20 protein-coding genes and 2 pseudogenes are annotated in these 23772 nt (G+C 72.9%); 11 read left to right on the forward strand and 11 right to left on the reverse strand.

Features of this window, described 5'->3' with window-relative positions; translation table 11 throughout:
* Nucleotides 1-2097: pseudogene (locus R7226_RS25365) on the reverse strand (hypothetical protein); the annotation flags it as partial.
* Between the two features lie 135 nt (nucleotides 2098-2232).
* Nucleotides 2233-3174, reverse strand: coding sequence for a TIGR03560 family F420-dependent LLM class oxidoreductase (locus tag R7226_RS25370; protein WP_318600169.1), 942 nt, complete (start codon nucleotides 3172-3174; stop codon nucleotides 2233-2235).
* Nucleotides 3175-3303: 129 nt separating this feature from the next.
* Between R7226_RS25370 and R7226_RS25375 the strand changes: the two genes are divergently transcribed.
* Complete coding sequence (locus tag R7226_RS25375) at nucleotides 3304-3813, forward strand: DoxX family protein (protein WP_318600170.1); 510 nt, start codon at nucleotides 3304-3306, stop codon at nucleotides 3811-3813.
* Between the two features lie 67 nt (nucleotides 3814-3880).
* Complete coding sequence (locus R7226_RS25380) at nucleotides 3881-4171, forward strand: hypothetical protein (RefSeq protein ID WP_318600171.1); 291 nt, start codon at nucleotides 3881-3883, stop codon at nucleotides 4169-4171.
* On the opposite strand, the gene glpD is transcribed toward R7226_RS25380, so the two are convergent.
* The gene (gene glpD, locus R7226_RS25385) at nucleotides 4153-5787 is read right to left on the reverse strand and encodes a glycerol-3-phosphate dehydrogenase (protein WP_318600172.1); all 1635 of its coding nucleotides are present in this window, start codon (nucleotides 5785-5787) and stop codon (nucleotides 4153-4155) included. The two genes, R7226_RS25380 and glpD, sit on opposite strands and share 19 nt — an antisense overlap.
* A gap of 68 nt (nucleotides 5788-5855) precedes the next feature.
* On the opposite strand from glpD, the gene R7226_RS25390 reads away from it, so the two are divergent.
* From R7226_RS25390 to R7226_RS25415, 6 genes are all read left to right on the forward strand, one after another.
* Nucleotides 5856-6884 carry an MIP/aquaporin family protein gene (locus tag R7226_RS25390; RefSeq protein WP_318600173.1) on the forward strand — a complete coding sequence of 343 codons (1029 nt, stop codon included), beginning with the start codon at nucleotides 5856-5858 and terminating at the stop codon, nucleotides 6882-6884.
* Nucleotides 6881-7882 carry a dihydroxyacetone kinase subunit DhaK gene (dhaK, locus tag R7226_RS25395; RefSeq protein WP_318600174.1) on the forward strand — a complete coding sequence of 334 codons (1002 nt, stop codon included), beginning with the start codon at nucleotides 6881-6883 and terminating at the stop codon, nucleotides 7880-7882. Before R7226_RS25390 ends, dhaK begins: the two co-directional genes overlap by 4 nt.
* Complete coding sequence (gene dhaL / locus R7226_RS25400; protein WP_404827901.1) at nucleotides 7883-8506, forward strand: dihydroxyacetone kinase subunit DhaL; 624 nt, start codon at nucleotides 7883-7885, stop codon at nucleotides 8504-8506.
* 12 nt (nucleotides 8507-8518) lie between these two features.
* Nucleotides 8519-10018, forward strand: coding sequence for a glycerol kinase GlpK (glpK, locus tag R7226_RS25405; protein WP_318600176.1), 1500 nt, complete (start codon nucleotides 8519-8521; stop codon nucleotides 10016-10018).
* 79 nt (nucleotides 10019-10097) lie between these two features.
* Entirely contained in the window at nucleotides 10098-12857 is a 2760-nt protein-coding gene (ptsP, locus tag R7226_RS25410; protein WP_318600177.1) for a phosphoenolpyruvate--protein phosphotransferase, read from the forward strand.
* A gap of 34 nt (nucleotides 12858-12891) precedes the next feature.
* Nucleotides 12892-13179, forward strand: a complete 288-nt coding sequence (locus R7226_RS25415) for a HesB/YadR/YfhF-family protein (protein WP_318600178.1) — start codon at nucleotides 12892-12894, stop codon at nucleotides 13177-13179.
* Nucleotides 13180-13220: 41 nt separating this feature from the next.
* Here the strand turns inward: R7226_RS25415 and R7226_RS25420 are convergent, their stop codons facing one another.
* The 4 genes from R7226_RS25420 to R7226_RS25435 all read right to left on the reverse strand — a co-directional run bounded on the left by R7226_RS25420 (nucleotide 13221) and on the right by R7226_RS25435 (nucleotide 16644).
* Complete coding sequence (locus R7226_RS25420; protein WP_318600179.1) at nucleotides 13221-13982, reverse strand: sulfite exporter TauE/SafE family protein; 762 nt, start codon at nucleotides 13980-13982, stop codon at nucleotides 13221-13223.
* A 56-nt stretch (nucleotides 13983-14038) separates the two neighbouring features.
* Entirely contained in the window at nucleotides 14039-14353 is a 315-nt protein-coding gene (locus tag R7226_RS25425; protein WP_318600180.1) for a co-chaperone GroES, read from the reverse strand.
* A 199-nt stretch (nucleotides 14354-14552) separates the two neighbouring features.
* Nucleotides 14553-15914, reverse strand: coding sequence for a S1C family serine protease (locus R7226_RS25430; RefSeq protein ID WP_318600181.1), 1362 nt, complete (start codon nucleotides 15912-15914; stop codon nucleotides 14553-14555).
* Between the two features lie 148 nt (nucleotides 15915-16062).
* Nucleotides 16063-16644 carry a hypothetical protein gene (locus tag R7226_RS25435; protein ID WP_318600182.1) on the reverse strand — a complete coding sequence of 194 codons (582 nt, stop codon included), beginning with the start codon at nucleotides 16642-16644 and terminating at the stop codon, nucleotides 16063-16065.
* An 87-nt stretch (nucleotides 16645-16731) separates the two neighbouring features.
* On the opposite strand from R7226_RS25435, the gene R7226_RS25440 reads away from it, so the two are divergent.
* On the forward strand, nucleotides 16732-17433 hold the full coding sequence (locus R7226_RS25440) for a sulfotransferase family protein (protein ID WP_318600183.1): 702 nt from the start codon (nucleotides 16732-16734) through the stop codon (nucleotides 17431-17433).
* Here the strand turns inward: R7226_RS25440 and R7226_RS25445 are convergent.
* From R7226_RS25445 to R7226_RS25460, 4 genes are all read right to left on the reverse strand, one after another.
* Entirely contained in the window at nucleotides 17396-18394 is a 999-nt protein-coding gene (locus tag R7226_RS25445; protein WP_318600184.1) for a cupin domain-containing protein, read from the reverse strand. The genes R7226_RS25440 and R7226_RS25445 overlap by 38 nt on opposite strands.
* 92 nt (nucleotides 18395-18486) lie before the next feature.
* A complete protein-coding gene (locus tag R7226_RS25450; RefSeq protein ID WP_318600185.1) occupies nucleotides 18487-19587 on the reverse strand; it encodes a DUF1963 domain-containing protein in 1101 nt (366 codons plus the stop codon).
* Between the two features lie 35 nt (nucleotides 19588-19622).
* On the reverse strand, nucleotides 19623-20567 hold the full coding sequence (locus R7226_RS25455) for a glycosyl hydrolase (protein ID WP_318600186.1): 945 nt from the start codon (nucleotides 20565-20567) through the stop codon (nucleotides 19623-19625).
* 9 nt (nucleotides 20568-20576) lie between these two features.
* Complete coding sequence (locus tag R7226_RS25460; RefSeq protein WP_318600187.1) at nucleotides 20577-22418, reverse strand: Ig-like domain-containing protein; 1842 nt, start codon at nucleotides 22416-22418, stop codon at nucleotides 20577-20579.
* Nucleotides 22419-22677: 259 nt separating this feature from the next.
* On the opposite strand from R7226_RS25460, the gene R7226_RS25465 reads away from it, so the two are divergent.
* Nucleotides 22678-23049: an NYN domain-containing protein gene (locus tag R7226_RS25465; protein ID WP_318600188.1), complete on the forward strand. Its 372-nt coding sequence runs from the start codon at nucleotides 22678-22680 to the stop codon at nucleotides 23047-23049.
* A pseudogene (locus R7226_RS25470) lies at nucleotides 23046-23772 on the forward strand (hypothetical protein); the annotation flags it as partial. The gene R7226_RS25465 and the pseudogene R7226_RS25470, both read left to right, overlap by 4 nt.

The following is a 23772-nucleotide window of genomic DNA, read 5'->3' on the forward strand; positions in this document are numbered from 1 at the left end:
GGGCGCGGGCTGGCCGCCGCCCTGACCCCCGCCGCCGGTTCCGCCACCGCCGCCGGTCCCGCCGCCGGTGCCGCCGCCCGTCTCGCCGCCGCCACCGGCGCCCCCGCCCGGCACCGGCACGACCTCGCTCAGCGGCGTGTACGTCTCGACCGCCGCCGGCAGCGCGTACGACTCGTTCACGTCGGCCAGCACGCGCATCCGCAGCCGCTTGCCGGCGTCGAGCGGCACGACGGTATAGGCGGAGCCGCCGGCGCCGATGATCGAGTTGCAGCCCGAGCCGTCGGCCTCGCAGCGCTGCCACTGCCGCTCCCACGTCGTCTTCGGGCTCTTCCAGCCGCCGACGTTGCCGACGAGCGTCTCGCCGATCGCGGCGGTGCCGTCGAGCGCGGGCGCGACGAGCGCCTGCGCCGCGTCGGGGATCACAAGGTTGCTCGCGTTGGCCGACTCGAGCGTGTGCGCGCCGAAGACGTTGGCACCCGTCACGCGCGCCTTCACGCGCATCGCCGCGTCGGCGGTCTGCAGCACGTAGGAGGCGCCGGTCGCGCCGATGATCGCCTTGCAGCCGCTGTAGTCGGCAGCGCAGCGCAGCCACTGGTAGGTCGGCGCGAAGGTCGCGTTGGGGTTGAAGGTCTGGTTCGGCATCGTCGTCTTGACGGTGATGCGCGCGACGTCGCCGACTCTCGGCTTCGTTCCGTCACCGGGCGCGTCGATCGTCACCAGCGGCGCGCTCGTCGTCGAGTCGCCCGGCAGCGAGCCGAGCTTGGCCGTCGCTCTGACGCCGTCGGAGGTCGCGCTCGGGAAGGTGAACAGCGGCGCGCCGTTGCTCGCCGTCACGACGACGCGCAGCCACTTGCCGAAGTCGTCGTCGCCGACGACGTACTCGTTCCCCTCAGCCCCTCTGATCGTCGTGCAGCCGGAGTTCTGCGTCGTGCAGCGCTCCCAGCCGAAGCCGAAGCCGAGCGTGCCGGTCCCGATCCACGAGCCGACGTCGGCGGAGACGGTGGCGCCGACGCGCACGCTGCCGTCGACTGACGGCGGCGTGATCGAGAACGGCGGCGTGAAGGTGAGACCGAAGCCGCCGTCGGACTTGCTGCCGGCCAGCAGCGAGCTGCCGCCGAGCAGGTCCGTCAGCGCCCACAGCTCGAGGTTCGGCGCCATCCCTCTCGTGGTCACCTGCGACCAGCGGACCTCGCCCGGCAGCGCGCCGAGCCGCACGACCGCGCTGGAGACGCCGTTGCCGGTCGCCGCGTAGAGGCGCGTGCCGGCCGGCGTGACGAAGCTCTTGAGGTCGCGCACGGCGCCGTTGCTGCCGCCCGGCAGGCCGTTGGAGATCGACGACCAGGTGAAGCCGGCGTCGAGCGAGCGGTAGACGCCGCTGCCCGTGCCCGCGTACCAGACGTTCGGCGCGCCGCTGTCGCCGAAGACGCGGAAGGTCGTCACGCCGGGCGGGATCCCGTCGCCGGAAGGCGTCCAGCTGACGCCGCCGTCGAGCGATCTGTAGACGCCGCTGGTGGTGCCGGCCAGCACCATGCTCGCGAACGAGGTGAGCGACCAGACGGTCGCACCGGCTGGCATGCCGCTGCCCGGCCCGGGCGGCTGCCACGTCTGGCCGCCGTCGGCGCTGCGGAAGACGCCGCCGGCGAACGTGCCCGCGAGCAGGTTGCCGCCGAGCGGCAGCAGCGCCTGCACCGAGGCGCTCAGCTTGCCGGGTCCGCTGCCCTGGCCGAGCGGGGTCCAGGTCGAGCCGTTGAGGACGAAGACGCCGGCCTGCGTGCCGGCGAGCATCCGCGTGCCGTCGAGCGCGAGCGTCCGGACCGTTCTCGCGGAGTGGTCCGGCAGACCGGTCGAGAGCGGCGCCCAGGAGACCCCGGCGCTGGTCGAGCGGAAGATGCCGCCGCCCTCGGTCGCCGCGTAGACGGTGCCCGGCGCCAGGCCGGTCTCGTAGTCGCGGATCCAGTCGCCGCCGCTGGCGGCGTTGAGGCCCGGGAGCGGATTCCAGTCGCCGCTGAAGGCGGCGGCCGGCGTGGCGCTCAGAAGTGGCAGCAGCGCGCCCGCGACGATCGCGGCCCGCCGGCGCTTGAAGGCGTTCGGAAGCATGCGACCACGCTCCCAGCCGGTGACCGCCGCTCCCATGGAGCGGCCCGCCAGTCACTGGCGGAGAACCGACGGGCACCCGGCGGGCGGCCGCCGTCGCGTCCTCCGCGAAGCTCGCCGCGAACGGCCGCGCGCGCTCTACGGCAACCGCTGCGCGATCAGCTCGAGCGCGTCGTCGTCCTCGTAGAGGTGGTGCTGGAGCATCACGTGCGTGACCCCCGCGACGCTGTACTCGTGCAGGCGCGCGCCGAACTGGTCGGGGGTGCCGACGATCCAGCTCTTGCGCAGCTCCTCCAGCTCCTGCTCGACGACGTCGACCTCGCGCCCGAGCCAGTCGAGGATGCTCGCCGCGCGCCCGACCAGCTCGGCCTGGTCGCGCCCGATCACGAAGCCGTTCATCAGCGACAGCGGCAGCGTCGCGGGGTCGCGGCCGGCGGCGACGCAGGCGTCGTCGAGCCCGGCGCGGATCTCGCGGCACTGCTCCGGCGACATGTGGACGGTGTTGTACTCGTCGGCGTAGCGGGCGGCGAGCGCGAGGCTGCGCGGCTTGCCCTTGCCGCCGATCCGCAGCAGCGGGCGCGGCCGCGCGAGCGTCTTCGGGCGCGCGTCCAGTTCGTCGATCGCGTAGTGGGCGCCGTGAAACGAGAACGGCTCGTCCTGCCACTGCCGCGTGATGATCTCCAGCTGCTCCTCGAGCACGTCGAAGCGCTCTCTGACGGGCAGATACGGGAAGCCGTAGCGGTTGTGCTCGGACTCCCACCAGCCGGAGCCGAGCCCGAGCTCGGCCCGTCCTCTGGAGACGTGGTCGGCGGTCGTGACGAGCTTCGCCAGCACCGACGGGTGACGGAAGGACGTGGGGCTGACGATCGTGCCGAGCCGGATCCGCTCCGTCACCGCGCCGAGCGCGCAGATCGTCCCCCAGGCGTCGAGCGCGCCGCGCTCGCGCTTGTCGACGACCGAGAGGTAGTGGTCGGAGCGATAGAGGCCGGTGAAGCCGAGGCGCTGCGCGGTGCCCGCGAGCGCCAGCCAGTGCGGCCAGGTGACGTCCTCCTGGCCTTCGATCATGACCGAGAGCAGCATGAGCGTGACCCTACCCGCCGGTCCAGCGCGCGACCCCACCGGTCGCGCCATGCCGCGCCCCGGTGTTTGGAGCGGTCGTGCAACGGCGAGCTGGCTGGGTGGTTCCCACATGCTTGGAGGCGACTCGCGATGAAGCTCGGACTGGCGCTGCTGCGCGCGACGATCGGCGGCCTGTTCATCGGACACGGCACGCAGAAGCTGTTCGGCTGGTTCGGCGGTCACGGCCCCGACGCGACCGGCCAGGCGTTCGAGGGGATGGGGCTCTCGCCGGGCAAGCAGGCGGCGGTCGCCGGCGGCGCCGCGGAGGCCGGCGGCGGCGCGCTGCTGGCGCTCGGGCTGCTGACGCCGGCGGCCGGCGCCGCGCTGACCGGCACGATGGCGGCCGCGGTCGCGACGGCCCACCGCGACAGAGGCCCGTGGGTCACCGAGGGCGGCTGGGAGTACAACCTGGTGCTGACGGCGGCGGTCTTCGCGATCGTCGACGCCGGCCCCGGCGCGCTGTCGCTCGACGCCGCCCGCGGCCGCGAGCGCTGGGGCGCCGGTTGGGCGCTCGCGCAGCTCGGCGCCGGCCTCGCCGGCGCGGCGCTGATCGTGAAGCAGGGTCAGCAGAAGGCGGCGGAGCAGGAAGCAGCCAGATAGTTCGATCGATCCCAAACCAACCTGCTACCTTCGAGTTCGAACTTGATCGAACCAAGGAGGGCGCAGCATGGCCGCTGCCCGCATCGGGGTCCCCGCCTCACCCACCAACCGCAACGACCGCGCCGCGCTCGGCGTGATCGCCACCTACCTGCACGAGCTGACCGAGCACGGCCGCCCGCGCGAGCCGCAGCCGCACGACGCGCCCGCGTTCGCGCGGACGGCCGCCGCGCCGGCCCTCGTCGCCGCCGACGCCGACGCGCCGGCCGCCACCCCTGTCATCGAGCTCATCTCCCTCGGCGAGCTCGACGACGAGCTGGCCGAGATGGCCGACGCCGGCTGCTACGCCTGCGCGGCGTAGCGGGGGCGCAGCACCCCGACCTGCGCGCGGAAGCCGGCCGCCTCGCGCGCGGCACGCTCCTCGCTCCAGCCGAGGTGGCGGACCGCGAGCTCGGCGGCCGCGTCGACGGCGCCGAGCCCGACCTCGGCGCCGAAGCCGACCATCGTGCGGCGCTGCAGCACGTCGGCGAGCGTCTCGGCCAGCTCGGTCCGCAGCGAGAAGACGACCTCGGCGCCGATCGCGCCGGTCGGCGCGTCGAACGGCTCGCGCAGGTCCGGGTGGCCGTCGGCGTAGTCGAGCACCTCGGCGGCGCGCGTGCCGTAGATCCGCAGCAGCCGCTCGCCGGTCGCGCGCTCGAGGCCGCTGGTCGCATGGAAGCGCTCGCGGAAGTCGTCGAAGCGGTAGACGGTCCCGCCCGGCAGCGGCACCTGATGGGTGCGGCACTTGCCGGCCTTGACCGCGACCTTCTTGACGACCGCGTCGACGACCTCCTCTGCCAGCTGCCGGTACGTCGTGATCTTGCCGCCGACGATCGACAGCAGCCCCTCGACGCCGGGCGCGTGGTCGTGGATCACGTGGCTGCGCGTGATCGCCGCCTCGTCGCCGTCGGGCGCGACCGGCAGCGGCCGCACGCCCGCGTAGGTGTAGAGCACGTCGGCGGCTCTCAAGCCGGCCTCGGGGAAGAGCTTGTTCGTCTCTGAGATCAGATAGGCGATCTCGTCGTCGGTCGCCTCGACGCGGTCGAGGTCCCCGTCGAAGCGCGAGTCGGTCGTGCCGATCAGGTACAGCCCGTTCCACGGCACGACGAAGTACGGCCGCCCGTCCTCGACCGCCTCCGCGTAGACCGCCTCGCGCGGCGCGCCGGGGAAGGCGGCGACGACGAGGTGGCTGCCCTTCGTGCCGCCGATCATGCGCTGGTCGGGCGGCTCGATCCCGCCCAGCACGCGATCGACCCACGGCCCCGCCGCGTTGACGATCACGGTCCCGTGCGCGACGTGGTCGCGTCCGTGCAGCTCGTCGTGCAACGCGACGCCGGTGACGCGCCCGGCCGGCCCGCGCTGCAGCTCGGCGACGCGCATGTACGGCAGCACGACGGCGCCGAGCCGGCGCGCGTCGAGCGCGTTCTCCAGCGACAGCCGCTCCGGGTACTCGGCCTGCGCGTCGTAGTAGGCGGCGGCGCCTCTCAGCCCGTCGCGGCGCAGACCCGGCTCGCGCTGGAGCGCCTCACCGCGATTGAGCATCCGGTGGCGTGACATCGACTTGTCGAGCGACAGCGCGTCGTAGGCCATCATCCCCATGCGGATCATCTTCGTGCCGCGTCTGTGCTCCTCGTAGACGGGCAGCAGGAACGACAGCGGATGGACGAGGTGGGGCGCGATGTGCAGCAGCACCTCGCGCTCGCGCAGCGATTCGCGCACCAGCGGCAGCTCGCGATGCTCCAGATAGCGGAGTCCGCCGTGGATCAGGCGGGTCGAGCGACTGGTCGTGCCGGCGCCGATGTCGTGCTTGTCGACGAGCAGCACCTTCAGCCCGCGCAGCGAGGCGTCACGGGCGATCCCGGTGCCGTTGATCCCGGCGCCGATCACGATCACGTCGAAGGGCCGCTCGAACGCCCGCTCTGGCAGTGGATTGCGCATCGTATGAAGGTTCTTAGCAGGCGAGCTGGCGGCGGGTCAGCACAGGTCGTTCGGGGTATGTCGAATCCATGCCCCCCACACAGCCAGCGCCCAAGCCTGGCGGGACTTCGCGGTTCGGCCCCGATGCGGCTTGGCGGCGCACAAACTTCGGCGATGCCCTTGGTGAATTCGCCGGGACGTTCATCCTGATCATGTTCGGCGTCGGTTCTGTCGCAATGGCGGTCGCGGCACTGCCGCAGTCGGGTCGTGGTGAATTCGACACCGCGAGCTGGCTCATCATCGCCTTCGGCTGGGGTTTCGGCGTGACCTTCGGCGTGTACGTCGCCGGCGGTGTCACCGGAGCCCACCTCAATCCGGCGGTCACGCTCGCGCTCGCGCTGCGGCGCGGCTTCGCGTGGGCGAAGGTGCCCTTCTACGTCATCGCGCAGCTGCTGGGCGCGTTCGTCGCGGCGTTGATCCTCTACTGGTTGTACGCGCCGTCGATCGACTCGCTGGAGCGGGCCGACGACATTGTCCGCGGCACGCCCGACTCGGTCGGCACCTACTCGATCTTCGCGACCTTCCCGGCCGGGTACTACGGGAACATATTCGGCCCGCTGTTCTCGGAGATCGTCGGCACGGCGCTGCTGGTCTTCTGCATCTTCGCGCTCATCGACAATTACAACCAGCCGCCGAAGTCGAACCTCGCGCCGCTGATCGTCGGCATCGTCGTCGTCGCGATCGGCCTCTCCTTCGGTGCCAACTCCGGCTACGCGATCAACCCCGCGCGTGACCTGGGCCCACGGCTCGTGGCATGGATCGAGGGCTGGAAGGAGATCGCCGTCCCAGGCGACTACGGCAACATCAACAGCTACATGTGGATCCCGATCGTCGGACCTCTGATCGGTGCGTCGATAGCGGCCTTCCTCTACGACTTCTTCATCGGCGACGTGCTGAAGTCGCGCGGGGTCGAGCCCGACATCGGCGTCGAGGAGGAGGGTGTGACCGAGATCGAGACCGAGGACAGAGCCAGCCGCGGCTACGTGGCCGGCGACGACGCCGAGGGTCGCACGACCGGCAGGCCCCCCGGCAGGACGCCAGGCGGTGGCGCCCCATGAAGAAGCTGATCAACGATCCCGAGGCGGTCGTGCGTGAGGCGCTGGAAGGCGTCGCGGCCGCTCACGGCGACCGGCTGCGCGTCTCGCACGACCCGGCCTTCGTCGCGCGCGCGGATGCGCCCGTGAGCGGGAAGGTCGGGATCCTCTCCGGCGGCGGCAGCGGCCACGAGCCGCTGCACGGCGGCTTCGTCGGGCGCGGCATGCTCGACGTCGCCTGCCCCGGGGCCGTCTTCACCTCCCCCACGCCCGACCAGATGCTCGCCGCCACGCAGGCGGTCGACGGCGGCGCCGGCGTCTTGCACATCGTCAAGAACTACACCGGCGACGTGATGAACTTCGAGACCGCCGCCGAGCTGGCGGCGGCCGAGGGGTCGGAGGTCGAGTCGGTGCTGGTCGACGACGACGTCGCCGTGCAGGACTCGACCTACACCGCCGGCCGCCGCGGCGTCGGCGCGACCGTGCTCGTGGAGAAGCTCGCGGGCGCCGCCGCCGAGGAGGGCAGATCGCTGGCCGAGGTCGCCGCGATCGCCCGCCGCGTCGACGAGCAGGCGCGCTCGATGGGGATGGCGCTGACGTCGTGCACTGTCCCCCACGTCGGCTCGCCGACCTTCGAGCTGGCCGACGACGAGATGGAGATCGGCATCGGCATCCACGGCGAGCCGGGACGCGAGCGGGTCAGACTGGAGCCGGCCGACGCGATCGTCGACCGCCTGCTCGAGCCGATCCTCTCCGACCTTCCGTTCAACTCGGGCGACCGCGTGCTCGCGTTCGTCAACGGGATGGGCGGCACGCCGCTGATCGAGCTGTACGTCGTCTACCGCCGCGTCGCGCAGGTCTTGAGCGAGCGCGGCCTGACGATCGAGCGCAACCTCGTCGGCAACTTCATCACCTCGCTGGAGATGGCCGGCACGTCGATCACGCTGCTGAAGCTCGACGACGAGCTGGTGCGGCTGTGGGACGCGCCGGTGGACACGACGGCGCTGCGCTGGGGGGTCTGAGTGGACGTGAGCGAATGGGTGCGCCGGTCCGCCGGCGCGCTCGAACAGGAGCGCGACAGACTGAACCGGCTCGACGCCGACATCGGCGACGGTGACCACGGCGCGAACATGGCGCGCGGTTTCACGGCCGTCGTCGCGAGACTCGACGGCGCCGCCGCCGACTCGTCGTCGGCCGCGCTCAGAACGGTCGGCATGACGCTGCTGTCGACCGTCGGCGGCGCGGCCGGGCCGCTCTACGGCTCGCTCTTCATTGCGCTCGCGGGCGCGACGAGAGCGCGCGAGCCCGACGCGGCCGTATGGGCCGACGCGCTCGACGCCGCCGTGGCGGCGGTGCAGAGACGCGGCAAGGCCGAGCCGGGCGACAAGACGATGGTCGACGCGCTGATCCCGGCCCGTGACGCGCTGCGAGCGGCGGTCGATGACGGCAAGCCGCTGGCGGAGGCGCTGGCCGCCAGCGCCGACGCCGCCGAGGAGGGCGCGCGGGCGACGATCCCGCTGCTCGCCAGAAAGGGCCGCGCGAGCTACCTTGGCGAGCGCTCCATCGGACACCAGGACCCGGGTGCCACGTCGACGGCGCTGCTGCTGCGCGCCCTCGCGGGGAGCTGGGACGAGACGACGGCATGAGGAGACCGAGACATGGCTGAGTACGTCGGCGCGATCGACCAAGGGACCTCCAGCTCGCGCTTCATCATCTTCGACACCGACGGCAACATCGTGCAGGTCGGCCAGCGTGAGCACAGACAGATCCACCCGAGAGCGGGCTGGGTCGAGCACGATCCGCACGAGATCCGCACGCGCGTGAGAGAGGTGATCGCCGACGCGCTCGGCAAGTCCGACGTGAGGCCGAGAGAGGTCAAGGCGATCGGCATCACCAACCAGCGCGAGACGACCGTGCTGTGGGATCGCAGAACCGGCGAGGCGGTCTACAACGCGATCGTCTGGCAGGACACGCGCACCTCGCAGATCGTCGCCGAGCTGGCCGGCGACAAGGGGCCGGACCGCCTGCGCAAGATCTGCGGCCTGCCGCTGTCGACGTACTTCTCCGGGCCGAAGGCGAAGTGGATCCTCGACAACGTCGACGGCGTGCGCGAGCGCGCCGAGGCAGGGGACATCCTCTTCGGCACGATGGACACCTACACGATCTGGAACCTCACCGGGGGACCGAACGGCGGCGTCCACGTGACCGACGTGACGAACGCCTCGCGCACGATGCTGATGGACCTGAGAACGCTCGACTGGTCCGAGGAGTCGCTCTCGCTGATGGGCCTGCCGCGCGAGATGCTGCCGGCGATCAGATCCTCGTCGGAGGTCTACGGCGAGGTGCAGGGGACGGTGCTCGACGGCGTGCCGGTCGCTGGCGTGCTCGGCGACCAGCAGGCGGCCCTGTTCGGCCAGGCCTGCTTCGAGCCGGGGACGGCGAAGAACACGTACGGGACCGGCTCGTTCCTGCTCGTCAACACCGGCAACGAGCCGGTCGCCTCCGAGAAGCTGCTGACGACCGTCGGCTACAAGATCGGCGACCAGGACGCGGTCTACGCGCTGGAGGGCTCGATCGCCGTCACCGGCGCCGGCGTGCAGTGGCTGCGAGACCAGCTCGGGATCATCAGAAGCGCGCCGGAGTCCGAGAGACTGGCGGCGTCGGTCGAGGACACCGGCGACGTCTACTTCGTGCCGGCCTTCTCGGGCCTCTTCGCGCCCTATTGGAGAGACGACGCCCGCGGCGTGCTCGTCGGCATGACGGCGTTCACGAACAAGGCCCACATCACGCGCGCGGTGCTGGAGTCGGTCGCGTGGCAGAGCCGCGAGGTCGTCGACGCCGCGAACGAGGCGTCGGGTGCGCCGTTCAAGGAGCTGAAGGTCGACGGCGGCATGGTCTCCAACGAGCTGCTGATGCAGTTCCAGGCCGACGTGCTCGGTGTGCCGACGATCCGCCCGAAGGTCTCGGAGACGACGGCGCTCGGCGCGGCGTACGCGGCTGGGATCGCGGTCGGCGTCTGGTCGGGCACTGACGACGTGACGAGAAACTGGGGCGAGGACAAGCGCTGGGAGCCGTCGGAGCCGAAGGAGGAGATCGAAAAGCGCTACGCCCGCTGGAAGGAGGCAGTCCAGCGCACGCTCGGGTGGGTGAAGGACTAGCGATCATGCGGCGCCCCGCCGCCGCACCGCCGCCGCGCGGCGCCGCCCCGCGCGCGCTGCGGTGGCGCGGAGCCGCGTGATGGTCGGCCTCGTCGTCGTCTCGCACAGCGCCCGTCTGGCGGCCGGGGTGGCGGAGCTGGCGCGCGAGATGGGCGGCGAGGTGCGGTTGGAGACGGCCGGCGGCCTGGAGCCGCCGGGCGAGGGCGAGGAGGCGCCGCTCGGCACCGACGCGACGCGCGTGATGAGCGCGATCGAGGCGGCCGACGACGGCTCCGGCGACGGCGTGCTGGTGCTGATGGACCTCGGCAGCGCGGTCCTGAGCGCCGAGATGGCCGTCGAGCTGCTCGATCCCGCGCTCGGCGAACAGGTGCGGCTGGTCGCGGCGCCGCTGGTCGAGGGCGCCGTCGCGGCGGCGGTCTCGGCGGCCGGCGGCGCCTCGCTCGACGCGGTCGCGGACGAGGCGCGCGGTGGGTTGGCCGGGAAGGCCGCGCACCTCGGGGAGGCCGAGGGCGCCGGCGCCGCCCCGCCCCACGCCCCCGCCCCGCCGGACGACCGGCGATCTGTTCATCCTGGGGATGCACAAACCGCCACTCCTCCCTCCGACACGGTCGAGGAGCGGTTCGCGGTGACGGTCTCGCAGGGGTTACACGCGCGGCCGGCCGCGCGATTCGTGCGCACCGCCGCCGCACTCTCGGCCCAGATCGAGGTGGAGAACGCGACGACCGGCGCGGGCCCGGCACCGGCGGGCTCGCTGAACGCGATCGCCACGCTCGGGGTGCGCGAGGGCCACGAGCTGATCGTCCGCGCCACCGGCCCCGACGCGCGCCTCGCGGTGCAGAGGCTGCGCGAAGTGGCAACGGGTGGTGGCGGCGATGCCAAGCCCGAAGTCCCGCCCGCGCCCCGTCCCCCGCCCGGCGCCCCGCCCAGCTCCCGCCCGCTCCCACCCGGCGCCCCTGCCGGCGCGCTCGCCGGCATCCCCAGCTCGCCGGGGATCGCGCTCGGGCCATTGCGACGGCTTGGCGGCGAGGACGAGGAGGAGCTGCCGCCGATCCTCGACGAACCTGGCGGATCGCCGGAGGAAGAGTGGGCGGTGCTGGCAGACGCGCGCGCAACGGTCCGCGAGGAGGTCGGGCGGCGGCGCGAGCGGCTCGCGCGCGAGGTCGGGCCGGAGGAGGCCGAGATCCTCGACGCGCTCGCGCTCGTGCTCGACGACGGCGCGCTGCTCGGGCCGGCGCGGCAGGCGATCGACGCCGGGCGCAGCGCCGGCCGCGCGTGGGCCGACGCGATCGAGGCGATCGCCGACCGCTACCGCGCGCTCGACGACCCGTACCAGCGCGAGCGGGCCGGCGACGTGCTCGACGTCGGCCGCCGCGTCCTGCGCGAGCTCGCCGCAGATCGCGGCACGCCCGACGCAGATCGCGGCACGCCCGACGCGAACCGCGGCGCAGCTGCCGCAGACAGCGGCGCGCCTGATGCGGGCTCGTCACGCGGCAGCGGCCGCGCGATCGTCGTCGCACGCGACCTGACGCCGATCGACGCCGCCGGGCTCGACCGCGCCACAGTCGCCGGGATCGCGACCGCCGAGGGCGGGCCGACCTCGCACGGCGCGATCCTCGCCCGCGCGCTCGGCGTCCCGGCCGTCGTCGGCCTCGGCGCCGCGCTGCTCGCGCTCGTCGCGCCGGGCGCGGCAGCTGCCGAAACCGCGGATGCGGGCACTGCCGGCGCCGGCGAGGTGGCAGGCGAGGCGAGCGAGCAAGTGGCGGCCACCGCCATCCTCGACGGCGACACCGGCCTGCTGATCCCCGCGCCCGACCCCGACACCCAGCGCGACTACCGCGACCGGCAGGCGCGCGCGGCCGCCCTCGCCGAGCAGGCGCGCGCGGCCGCGCACGATCCCGCCACAACGCGCGACGGCGTCACCGTCGAGGTCGCCGCCAACGCCGGCGCGCCGGCGGACGCCGCCGAGGGGCGCGCCGCGGGCGCCGACGGCGTCGGGCTGTTCCGCACCGAGTTCGCCTTCCTCCACCGCGCGGCCGCCCCCACCGAGGAGGAGCAGCTGCAGATCTACGCGCAGGCGGCGGCGGCGCTCGACGGCCGCCCGCTCGTGATCCGCACGCTCGACGCCGGCGCCGACAAGCCGCTCCCCTACCTCGGCATGCCGGCCGAGGCCAACCCCTTCCTCGGCGTCCGCGGCCTCCGCCTCGGGCTCGCGCGACCCGAGCTGCTGAGCACGCAGCTGCGCGCGATCGCGCGCACCGCGGCCGCCCATGACAACGTCAAGCTGATGTTCCCGATGGTCGCCACGATCGACGAGCTGCGCACCGCCCGCACGCTGCTCCAGCAAGCGATCGAGCAGACCAGGACCACCCCGCGCGACGGCTTCGAGGTCGGGATCATGATCGAGGTCCCCGCCGCCGCGCTGACCGCCGTGCAGCTCGCGCACGAGGTCGACTTCTTCTCGCTCGGCACCAACGACCTGACCCAGTACGTGCTCGCCGCTGAGCGCGGCAACGCCGCGCTGGCGGCGCTCGCCGACGGCCTCCACCCCGCCGTCCTGCGGCTGGTCGACGAGGTCTGCAGAGCGGCCCGCGCGCACGGTCGCTGGGTCGGCGTCTGCGGCGAGCTGGCCGCCGATCCGGTCGCCGCGCCGCTGCTCGTCGGCCTCGGCGTGCGCGAGCTGTCGGTCGCCGCGCCATCGGTCGCGGCGGTCAAGCAGGCCGTGCGCGCACTCGACGCCGACGAGGCCGCCGCGCTCGCCCATGCCGCGCTCGCGGCCGAGTCCGCGGATGCGGTGCGGACCCTCGTCGTTTCCGACGACGGCCCGACGGGCAGGCGTTGAAGACGCCCCCACAGCGACTGAGAGGAGCACCACCGTGCTCACCATCACGGAGACAGCAGCCGAGGCGATCCGCGGGATCGTCGCCTCGCCCGAGATCCCCGACGGCGCCGGGATCCGCATCGCCACGCAACCGGGCGCCGAGCAACCGGCGCCGCTGGAGGTGACGGTCGCCGAGGTCCCGGCCGACTCAGACCAGGTGCTCGACGAGGCCGGCGCGCGCGTCTTCGTCGAGGAGCACGCCGCCGAGATCCTCGACGACAAGACGCTCGACGCCCAGATCGAGGGCCAACGCGTCGGCTTCTACATCGGCGAGCAGCTGTAGGCAGGCACCCGGCGCGCGCCGCGCCGCGCGCCCGCGGGCGCTCACCGCGTCAGCAGCTGCGCGATCGCGGTCACGCCCACCACGACGATCAAGCCGCGCAGTGCCGCCGGCGGCAGGCGGCGACCTATCTTGGCGCCGATCTGCCCGCCCGCGGCCGAGCCGACCGCCAGCAGCGCGACCGCCTCCCACGCGACGTGGGCGACGAACAGGAAGACGATCCCCGCGACGAGGTTGACGATCATCGCCAGCACGTTCTTGAGCGCGTTGACGCGCTGCATCTCCTCGTCGAGCGTCAAGCCGAAGATCGCCAGCAGCAGGATCCCCTGCGCCGCGCCGAAGTAGCCGCCGTAGACGCCCGTCAGGTACCCGAGCGAGAAGGCGACCGGGCCGCCCTCGCGTCTCGGCGCGTCGGGATGGCGCCGCGCCGCGAGCGCCCGCGCCAGCCGCGGCTGGAAGATCACGAGCACGAGCGCGACGGCGATCATCACCGGCACGATCGCGTCGAAGGCGGCCGCCGGCAGCACGAACAGCAGCGCGGCGCCGGTCGCGCCGCCGACCAGCGACGCGGTGCCGTAGCGGATGATGCGCGAGCGCTGCCCGGCCAGCTCGCGGCGATAGCCGTAGGCGCCTGACAGCGAGCCCGGCACCAGCCCCAGCGAGTTCGACACGTTCGCCGTGATCGGCGAGTAGCCGACCGCGAGCAGGACCGGGAACGTGATCAGCGTGCCGCTGCCGACGACGGTGTTGATCGTGCCGGCGCCGACGCCGGCCGCCAGCACCAGCAGCGCCTCCAGCAGGGTCACGAGCGGATGCTCGTCACGCGCGCCGGCGCTGTCGCGGGAGCGTCACCGGCGCGTGCTCAATCGGGGACCGGCACCAGCTCGAGCACCCCGAGCAGCTCGCCGACGCGGCAGACCAGCAGCCGCTCCTCGTCGACCTCGACCCACGACCCGGCCGACGCCGGGAAGACGACGTGGTCGCCCGGTCTGACCGGCATCGTGACGCCGACGTGCTGCCACCAGTCGAGCCCCTGCCCGACGGCGAGCACGATCCCGTGCTGGGGCGGCGGCTCGTTGGTGCCGGCCGGGACGAGGAGACCGGAGTCGCGCACGCGATCCGGTTCGAGCTCCTTGATCACGACACGGTCGAAGAGGGGACGCAGCTGGTTCCGCATCGGCCAAAGGATAAGAGCCCGGCTCGGAAACGGATCTCCGGGCCGGGCTCGTCCTGCTCCCTCCTCCCAGGACCCGCGTACAGCGGGTCCAGCGTGCCCGTCCGACAGAAGGGGAGGCTGTCGGACGGGCGGTCCCGCTCCACGCGGCACGGGGGGTTGCGAGCGTGTGGAGCGAGAAGCTTGTGCTGCGCTGCGGCTGCTACGGGATCAGCTGCTCCAGCAGGTCGCGCGGGTCGATCTGCTGCTGCTCGCTGCCGCTGCCGCCGTACGGGTCGGTCTGCTGCTGCTCGCCGTAGGGATCGGCCGGCTCGGTCTGCTGGCCGTACGGATCGCTCTGCTGGCCCTGTCCGTAGGGATCGGTCGGGTCGACCTGCTGCTGCGGATCGGTCGGCTGCGTCGGGTCGGTCGGCTGCTGCTGCTGCGGATCGACCTGCTCCTGCTGCTGCGAGCTGCTGCCCGCGGCGTTCGCCGGCTGCTCGCCGAGGGTGACCTTCAGCGTGTGGTCCTCGCCGGAGCGGCGGACGGTCAGCTCGACCTCGTCGCCGGCCAGCTTGCCATTGACCAGGCCCGACAGCGTCGCCGCGTCGGTGACGCTTCTGCCGTCGAAGCCGACGATCACGTCGCCTTCCTGGACGCCCGCGGAAGCCGCGGGGCCGCCGTCGGTGACGGCACCGACCTGCGCGCCGCCGCTCTCGGCATCGCCCATCTGGACGCCGAGGTAGGCGTGCTTGACGCTGCCGGTCGCCTTCAGCTGCTCGACGACGCTTCTGACCGTGTTGGCCGGCGCGGCGAAGCCGATGCCGACGTTGCCCTGGCTGGTCGAGGAGCCGGTCAGGATCTGCGAGTTGACGCCGATCACGTGGCCTTCGCCGTCAAGCAGCGGACCGCCCGAGTTGCCGGGGTTGATCGGCGCGTCGGTCTGGATCACGCCGTCGATCGTGTAGCCGTTGGGCGCGGTGATCTGGCGCTGGAGCGCGGAGACCACGCCGGTCGTGAGCGTGCGGTCGAGACCGAACGGGTTGCCGATCGCGAAGACGTCGTCGCCGACGGTGAGCGCGTCCGAGTCGGCGAAGGCGAGCGGCTTCAGGTTGCTGGCGCCGCTGACCTTCAGCAGCGCGATGTCGGTCGACTCGTCCTTGCCGACCAGCTCGGCCTGCTGCGAGTCGCCGTCGCCGATCTTGACGGCGATCTCGGAGGCGCCGTTGACGACGTGCGCGTTCGTGACGATGTAGCCGTCGGCGGAGATGACGAAGCCGGAGCCGGTCGCCTCGCCCGACTGGCCGGACTGCTCGCTGTAGGGATCGCTCGCGGAGGACTCCGCGGTGATCGTCGAGGTGATGAAGACGACGGAGTCGCTGGCGTTCGCGTAGATCTCCTTGGCGCTCTGCTCGGCGCCGGAGTCCTGCGAGACGGAGACCTTGTTGGGCTGCGAGGCAGCCGGCTCGATCACGGTCTTGGTCGAGCCGCCGTCATCGCCGACGACGCCGACGACCGCAGCGCCGCCCGCAGCGCCGAGGACGGCGGCTGCGGCGAGGGTGACGATGGCCTTGGGTGTGTGCATGACAAGCAGGATGGGCCAGCTTCCTGAGTCATCGTTGAACGAGACGTAAGCGGGGGCGAAAGCTCCCTAAGAGGAAAATGAACGCCTCGTGCGCGGGCGCGCGGCCCGCTTCAGGCGACCGCGCGGGCATGGCCGCGCGAGCGCGCGCTCACTCCAGCCAGCTGCCGCCGAGGAACCGCTCGACCTGCTTGGTGACCTTCTTCAACGAGCCGATCGACGCGATCGGATCGCGCGGGATCTGCAGCGAGTGGTCGTGGCCGGCCAGCTCCAGCTGCGAGATCAGGGCGCTGGAGCCGAGGCCGTCGGGCTGCCACGTCGGGTCGGCGGTGCCGCCGACCATCAGCAGCGGCCGCGTCGCCCCGGTGATCGCCGCGCGCACCTCCGGGCGGTCGAGCAGCGGCGTCAGCCAGATCGCGGGCAGCTCCCGCTCGACCGCGAGGTCGGCGACGTGGCTGGCGAGCGACTTGCCCAGCAGCACCGTCGTCGGCGCCGGCTGGTGGTCGAGCGCGCGTTGCGCGCGGTCGCGCACCCACGCGAACGGGTCCTCCTCGGCGGTCGGCTCGTCGAGCACTTCGAGCACGCCGAAGCCCTTCGCGATCGCCACTTCACGGGCGAACCACAGCAATGGCCCCCGCGTCGGATAGCGTGCGCCCGGCAAGATCACGACGCGCCGTTCGGCTTCAGGCCGGTGGAACGCGATCCGGAAGGCGTTCTGCTCGCTGGTGCTCACCGGCCGCAGGGTAGTCGAACGGCGCAACCTCCGGCCAGATCGGCTGTTGTGATCTCGGATCCCCCCAATTCCCCGAACGGAGAGTGGATGAAGCTCATCGGCGCTGGACTGCCCCGGACCGCGACGACGACCCAGTGGCTGGCCCTGAGAATGCTCGGGCTGCCGACGTATCACATGAAGGACATGATGGCCGACATGGAGAGAGGCGTCGACCAGTGGCGCCGGGCGTACAACGGCGAGGAGCCGTGGGACGAGATCTTCGAGGGCTTCGAGGCGACCGTCGACTGGCCGGCGGCCTACCACTGGCGCGAGCTGATGGACAAGTACCCGGACGCGAAGGTCCTGCTGAGCGTGCGCGACGGGGACGCGTGGGCGAAGTCGATGAACGACACGATCGTGCAGATCTACTTCGGCGACTCGTTCATGCGCGCGATGTGCCTGGCGCGCTACCGCATCGACCCCGTCTGGGCGTCGTGGATGGACCTCAACATCGACACGTTCTGGAAGGGCCCGCGCGGCACGCTCGCGAACACCTTCGGCGAGCGCGCCCCGCTCGTCGAGGCGATGAACCGCTGGAACGACGAGGTCAAGTCGACCGTCCCGGCCGACCGCCTGATCATCTGGGAGCCGAAGGACGGCTGGGAGCCGATCTGCGAGGGCCTCGGCCTGCCGGTCCCCTCCGAGCCGCTTCCGCACGCGTTCGACACCGAGGTCTTCAAGAGCTCGATCACCGGCGGCGCGATCGCGGCCGTCAACGACTACTGGGCCCGCACGCAGCCGGCGGCCTGATCGCGCTCCACGGCGGCGTCGCGACCGCGGCGCCGTCGCTGTAGCCGGAGCGCAGCAGCAGGTCGAGCTGCGGCGGCGCGGCGAGGCTGCCGAGCCAGATGCGCCCCTGCTCGGTCGTGGGGCCGCCGCCGTGCTCGACGCCGGCGGGCACCAGCAGCACGTCGTGGCGGCGCATCCGCACCGGGCGGCCGTCCAGCTCCAGGTCGGCGTGGTCGCCGTCCCAGAAGATCACGCACTCGTCGGCGACGGGATGCGCGTGGCGGCGGACGGGACTGCCAGGATCGATCGGGCCGAAGATCAAGCCCGCGCCGTCGGCGCCGTGGCCGGGCCACAGCACCAGCAGCGACTCCGCCCCGAGCGCGTCGAAGCGCGCGCCGCGGAAGAGGCTGAAGAGCGCGCCGCGCGCGCGGATCTGCTCGACGCCGAGGTTCCACGCGCGCACGTCCGGCTCGTCGTCGCTCGCGCGCAGCTCACAACGGTCGGGCAGCGTGCCCGGTGTCGCCGCGCGGCGCGCCCGCTCGATCACCGGAAAGCGCATCGCGCCGGCGCCGCGGTCGTAGAAGCCGGCCGGCTCGTAGAGGTGCAGCGGCGGCGGCGTCAGCTGCGTCACGAGCACGAAGTCGTGCTCGGCGCCGGGAAGGTTGCGCGTCGCGTGCTCGACGCCGGCCGGCCAGAAGGCGACGTCGCCGGGCCCGACCGCGACCCAGCGGTCGCGTAGCCACACCTCGCCGTGGCCGTGCAGGCAGACTGCCGCCTCCTCGCCGAGCGCGTAGGCGTGGCGGTCGCTCTCCTCCCCCGGCCGGTGCGTCACGACGTGGACGCTCACCGTCTGAAAGCCGTTGCCGGGCCAGGCGATCAGGCGGGTGGGGAGACCGTGGACGACGATCTCGACCCCCTCGTTGAGGTTGCCGACCCCGCCCTGGCGGCGGATCTCCTCGTGCGTGCGCGTGCGCGGCTCCATCGATTGGTCTCGCTGTCTGACGGGGGCAGCTGCCCCGGTCATCGGCAGCGTTCCTGGCGCCTTGACAGGGTGTCGGAGGAGACGCGAGTGTCTCAGCGCGCGATCGCGCGGACCTGCTCGAAGGCGGCCGTCGAGAGGTCGTCCTCCGGCCCCCACACGAACAGCCGCTCGCGGCCGCGGCCGAAGCTCCAACCGGCCTCGGAGTCGACGGTCAGCTGCAGCAGCAGCCGCCACCGTCTGGAGACCTCCTCGACCCGTTTGGCCTCCGGGTGCGACCACGGCGCGCCGTAGCCGACGTCGATCCCGCGCGCGGCCAGCTCGCAGGCGACCTGCATGTCGGCGCGCGACTCGTCGGCGAAGCCGAGCAGGTGGTGACGGGAGCGCAGCGGCTCACCGGCGTCCCACGGCTCGACGCCCTGCAGCTCTGCCAGCTCGCGGCGGACCTGCTCCCACAGCTCCTGCTCCTCGGCGTCGAGGCCGAGCAGCTGCACCGGCGCCGACCAGACGCGCGGCAGCGTCAGCTCCGATGACAGCTCCAGCGCCGTCGCGGAGTGCGGCTGGGAGATCCCGATCCGCGCGCCCGGGTCGCGCGGCAGCCGCTCCGGTTCGACGTACAGCACGCGCGTGCTCTCGCCGTCCTGCGGCGAGGAGCCCGACGGCGTCCGCTCCAGCGCGGAGAAGATCAGCAGCACGCCCCTGTCGGGCAGCGCGCCCTGCTCCAGCCCGAGCGCGCTCGCCTCGGCAAGGTCGAGCTGGCCGATGAAGGCCAGCGGCCGCCCCTCCCAGTTCGGCCAGACGCCGCCGAACGGCAGGTCCGGGGCGCCGCCGAGGCGTGTGCGGCTGCCGTCGGGCGGCGGGCCGTCGCCGGGCACCAGCCGCACGCTGCGGCGCGACAGCGCGACGACCGCCTCGACGTGGCGGATCAGGCCGACGTCGGCGGCGAGCCGCATCAGGTCCTCGTCCGCGACGGGGGTTGCGACACCGGTCGCCGGCAGCGGCTGCGGGGTCGGCGCGACGTCGGCCGGCGGCTCGTCGGCGACCGGCCGCGGCGCCTGCTGCTCGGGCTCGGCCGGCATCGCGTCGCGGGCCGCCTTCGCCGCCCGCTCGAACGGGATCACGACCGCGTCGACCTGTCTCGCGCCATGCGAGAGGCCCTTGCCGAGCATCGACTTGAAGAACCCGCGTCGGTCCACGAGCAGCAGGGTAGAGGTTCGCGCCGCCGTGCCGCCTAGCGGCCGGAGCGCAGCCTCGTCAGCCAGTTCGCGACCGTCGTGTACGCCGGCCGCGCGGTCAGGTTCGGCCACAGCAGGCCGGCGTCGAAGGTGCCGCCGCCGTTCCAGCTGTAGATGTAGAGCCGTTGGATGCGGCTGCTGCTGCCGGCCAGTCTGATCATCTGCTGCGTCGCTCTGACCTGGCGGCTCGTCGAGGGCGGGAACGAGGGCGGGTAGGAGTAGAGGCCGCCGACCTCGGTGATCCAGACCGTTCCCGGCACCGTCGCCAGCATCGTTCTCGTGCCGACCGTGCGGAAGCGGTTGACGTCGCTGTAGTTGTGCAGCCCCCACAGCTTCGGCGTCGGCTTGCCGGCATATCTGAGGAACTGCTGCAGGTAGCTGCGCATCTCCGTGTAGTCGGTGTCGAGCACCTCGGCCGCGAGCACGGCGCAGCCGCGGCACGCTCTCTGCAGCGTGCGGTAGTAGGCGGCCGCCGACTTCGGGCTGTGGCAGGTCGGCTCCGAGCAGGTGTTGACCTCGTCCCACGGCGAGAAGGTGCGGACCCACGGGTAGCGCTTGATGAACGCCTTGACGCCCTTCGCGTACGCGCTCGTGGACGGCAGCGTTCTCGCTCTGCCGCGGTTGGAGGAGTGCGCGAAGGAGACGAGCACGTCATAGCCGGCGCCGCGCGCGGCTCTGAGGAAGCCGTCTGCCGAGCTGCGCTCGGGACCGGCCGAGAGCGCCGTGTCCCAACCGGCGACGTAGCGGGCCTTTCTCAGCTTCAGTCTCGCCAGCAGCGGATCGCCGAACATCGAGGCGTCCTCGTCGCCGATCCCGACCGCGAGCGAGGCGGCGGCGGCCGGCTGGGCGGTCGCGGTGGCCGCGATGGCGGCCGCCGTCACGGCGGCGATCGCGATCACGAGCGCGAGCAGCAGTCTGCGGAGCGGATGCGTGGGCGCCATCGCCGCAGCCTACCGGGGCGGCAGCGGACACCAGAAGCGGCGCGCGTAGGCGGGGTCCATCGCGCCCGCCTTGATCGCTCTGCGGGGCATTCTCATCGGCGCGATCGGCGCCGCTCTGCGGACCTTCCGCGTCAGCGTCGAGCCGCTGCGCAGCCCCGCGACGATGCTGATCTTCGTGCGCGCGCCGACGCTTCTCGGCAGCGTCACGCGGCACGCGACCGTGCGATTCGCGGGCACGTTCGCGACGCACTCGCGCAGCCGCCGCGTGCCGGCGTAGATCGAGATCCGCACGCGGCCGGCGACGTTCGGTCTGGTCGTCGTCGTCAGCTGCTGGCCGATCCGCAGCAGCCCGAAGCCCGACAGGCGCGGCGTCGGCGGCTTGGCCGGCGTCGCCGGTCTGGGCGTCGTCGGCGTGCCGGTCGGCGTGGTCACGGGCGGGTCGGGCGCCGGCGGGTCGGGCTGCGGCTGCGGGTCGGGCTGCGGCTGCGGGTCGGGCTGCGGATCCGGGTCGGGGTCCGGCTCAGGCTCAGGGCGCGGCTCGGGATCGGGGATCGCGGTGATCGCGATCGTGCGCGTCGCCTGCGCCCCGGCGGCGCTTCTCGCCGTGATCGTCACGCTGCCGCCGGCCGGCGGCGTCGGCGGCGCGACGAAGAGCCCGTCGGGGCTTATCGTGCCGGCGGTCGTGCTCCAGGTGACGCCGGGCAGGTCGTGCTCGACGGTCGCCGTCAGCTGCACGCTCGTGCCCGCGACCATCGTGTCGGGCGCGCCGGAGATGTAGACGGCGGGATCGGGCGCGGGATCGCCGACCGTCACCGTGACGGTCGCGACGGCCGGCGCCGACGGGTAGGCGCTGGCGGCGTCGCGCACGGAGTAGGTGAAGGAGTCGATCCCCTCCCACCCGGGCTCAGGCGTGTAGGTCACGTCTCCGCCATCGAAGGCCGAGAGTGTTCCGTGCGTCGGCTGATCGACGACCGTGCGGATCGCGGCGCCGGCCGGGTTGCCCCATCTCTGCACCGGCCAGGCGATCTCGACGGCGGCGCCGACCGGCGTCGCGGCGCTCGCGGGCTGCGCGTTGTAGCCGGGGATCGTCGTCGGGTCCTCGGCCCACGCCTCAGCGTTGGACTCGTTCGCCTCGCGGATGCGGTTGAGCGGATCGACGTCCTCGCGCAGCCAGTAGCTGCCGGGCAGCACGGCCGAGGCGTCGACCCACTGGAAGGCGAGCCCGGCGTCGTAGTAGTCGCGCCAGCCGGCCGAGATCCCCTCGAACAGCGACAGCGCTCTCGGCTGGTTCTGCTGGCAGAAGTTGCGATAGGGCGCGACGTTGTCGGCGTAGACCGGCGTCGACGGGCCGCGGTCTCTCTCGACGTGCTCGCTGTCCATCAGGCAGAAGCCGACCTTCTGCGCCGGCGCCGTCTCGGCCGTTCTGGCTGCGTTCCAGAGCGAGTACCTCGCCGTGTCCTGGAGGTGCCAGTGGTTGTGGCCGTCTCCGTTGGAGAAGACCAGCTCGGCCGGGCTCGCCTCGTCGCTCCAGCCTCTGTCCTCGCTTCTGAAGATCCGCTGGACCGACTGCATCGGGTCTCTCCACGACGCGCGGCTCCCGCGGAAGTCGAGCGCGCCGGGGCCGATGTTGTGGACCCAGCCGTCGAAGCGCAGCAGCAGCGCCGGGTGGCCGACGGCCGAGTCGACCGAGAGGCTGACCTCCGTCGGCGGATCGGCGACGAGGTCGGGCAGCAGCTCGGCCGCGCTCGCGTCACGCGCGGCGACGGCGAGCGCCGCGCCACCGCACAGCAGCAGCGCCAGCGTCAGCGCGAGCAGCCCCCGCAGGTGAACGATCCGTCGTTCGAAGCCCATCCTCCAGACAACTTTACGGATCGAGCCGGTTGGGCGGCCCAGATCGCCGTTCGGCCGGGGCATTCCGGCTCCCGTGACGCAGCTCACACACAACCGCTCCCCCGAGGCGCATCATGTTCTTCAGTTGATCGGAGGCGCCCACTCAACCGGGCCACACCAAATCTTCCTCCACCGATCACAGCATCACCACATAGACACATCTCTCTCCTCCTGGAAACGGCTCGCCTCGGCGGGCCGTTTCCTTTTAACGTTCCCTCTCGTGCATTGGCTCATCGACGGCATGAACGTGATCGGAACGCGCCCCGATCAATGGTGGCGCGACCGGCACGCCGCGATGGTGCGGCTGGTCGACATGCTGGAGCGCTGGGCGATCGCCGAGAATGAGGACGTGACCGTCGTCTTCGAGCAGCCGCCGCGGCCTCCGATCCGCTCGACGGTGATCGAGGTCGCGCACGCCCCGAGAGCGCGCGCCAACGCCGCCGACGACGAGATCGTGCGGCGCCTGAAGGAAGCGCCCAACCCGGCCGCGACGTGGGTCGTGACCTCTGATCTATGGCTGACCGAGCAGGCGCACGCGCTCGGCGCCGCCGTGCAGCCGGCGGCCTCGTTCCGCGATCGGATCGAGGGATGAGCGGCGCACTCGAGCTGCGCGGCGCGAGCAGCGGACTGCTCGACGAGCCGCTGGCGCTGAGCGTGCGCGGGCTCGGCGGCCCGGCCGGCGACACGCTGACGTGGCGCGCGCGGCTGCGCGACGACGACGGCCGCGTCTGGCGCGCGCAGGCTTCCGATCCGCTCGCGCTGGCCGACGCGTGGACCCCGGCCAAGAGCAGCGGCGGCGCCGTCGCGGCGCTGCAGTCGCTGCGCCCGGTGACGCTCGACGTGCGCGTCGAGGCGCCCGACGGCCGCGCCGCCGCGCGCACGCTGACGCGCAGCGTGCTCGCCGAGGGCGCGCGCGTGCGCCGTTGGCGCGACGGACTGACCGCGACGCTCTTCCTGCCGGCGCAGCGGATGTCCACGGCCGCGCTCGTGCTCGACGCCACGGACGGCGAGGAGGCTGCCGCGGCGGCCGCGCCGACCGCCGCGCTGCTCGCCTCGCGCGGCGTGCTCGCGCTGCTGGTGACCCCGCCGCGCGGCAGAGGCGGCGACCGCGAGACGCTGCTGCGCGACGCGGCCGAGCGGCTCGAGCAGCTCGCCGCCTCGGCGGTCGAGCTGCTGCCGGCGCCGCTGCCGGTCGCCCCCGGCGTCCCCGCGCGCGCCGACGGCCGCGACCGCGCCGCCGCCTGGGACGAGCTGCTCGGCGACGATCCGCTGCGCGCCGCCCGCGGCGTTCTGCCCGGCCGGCTCGAACAGCGCC

Origin of the sequence: Conexibacter stalactiti, assembly GCF_033542075.1 — a bacterium.
GTDB classification, from domain to species: domain Bacteria; phylum Actinomycetota; class Thermoleophilia; order Solirubrobacterales; family Solirubrobacteraceae; genus Conexibacter; species Conexibacter stalactiti.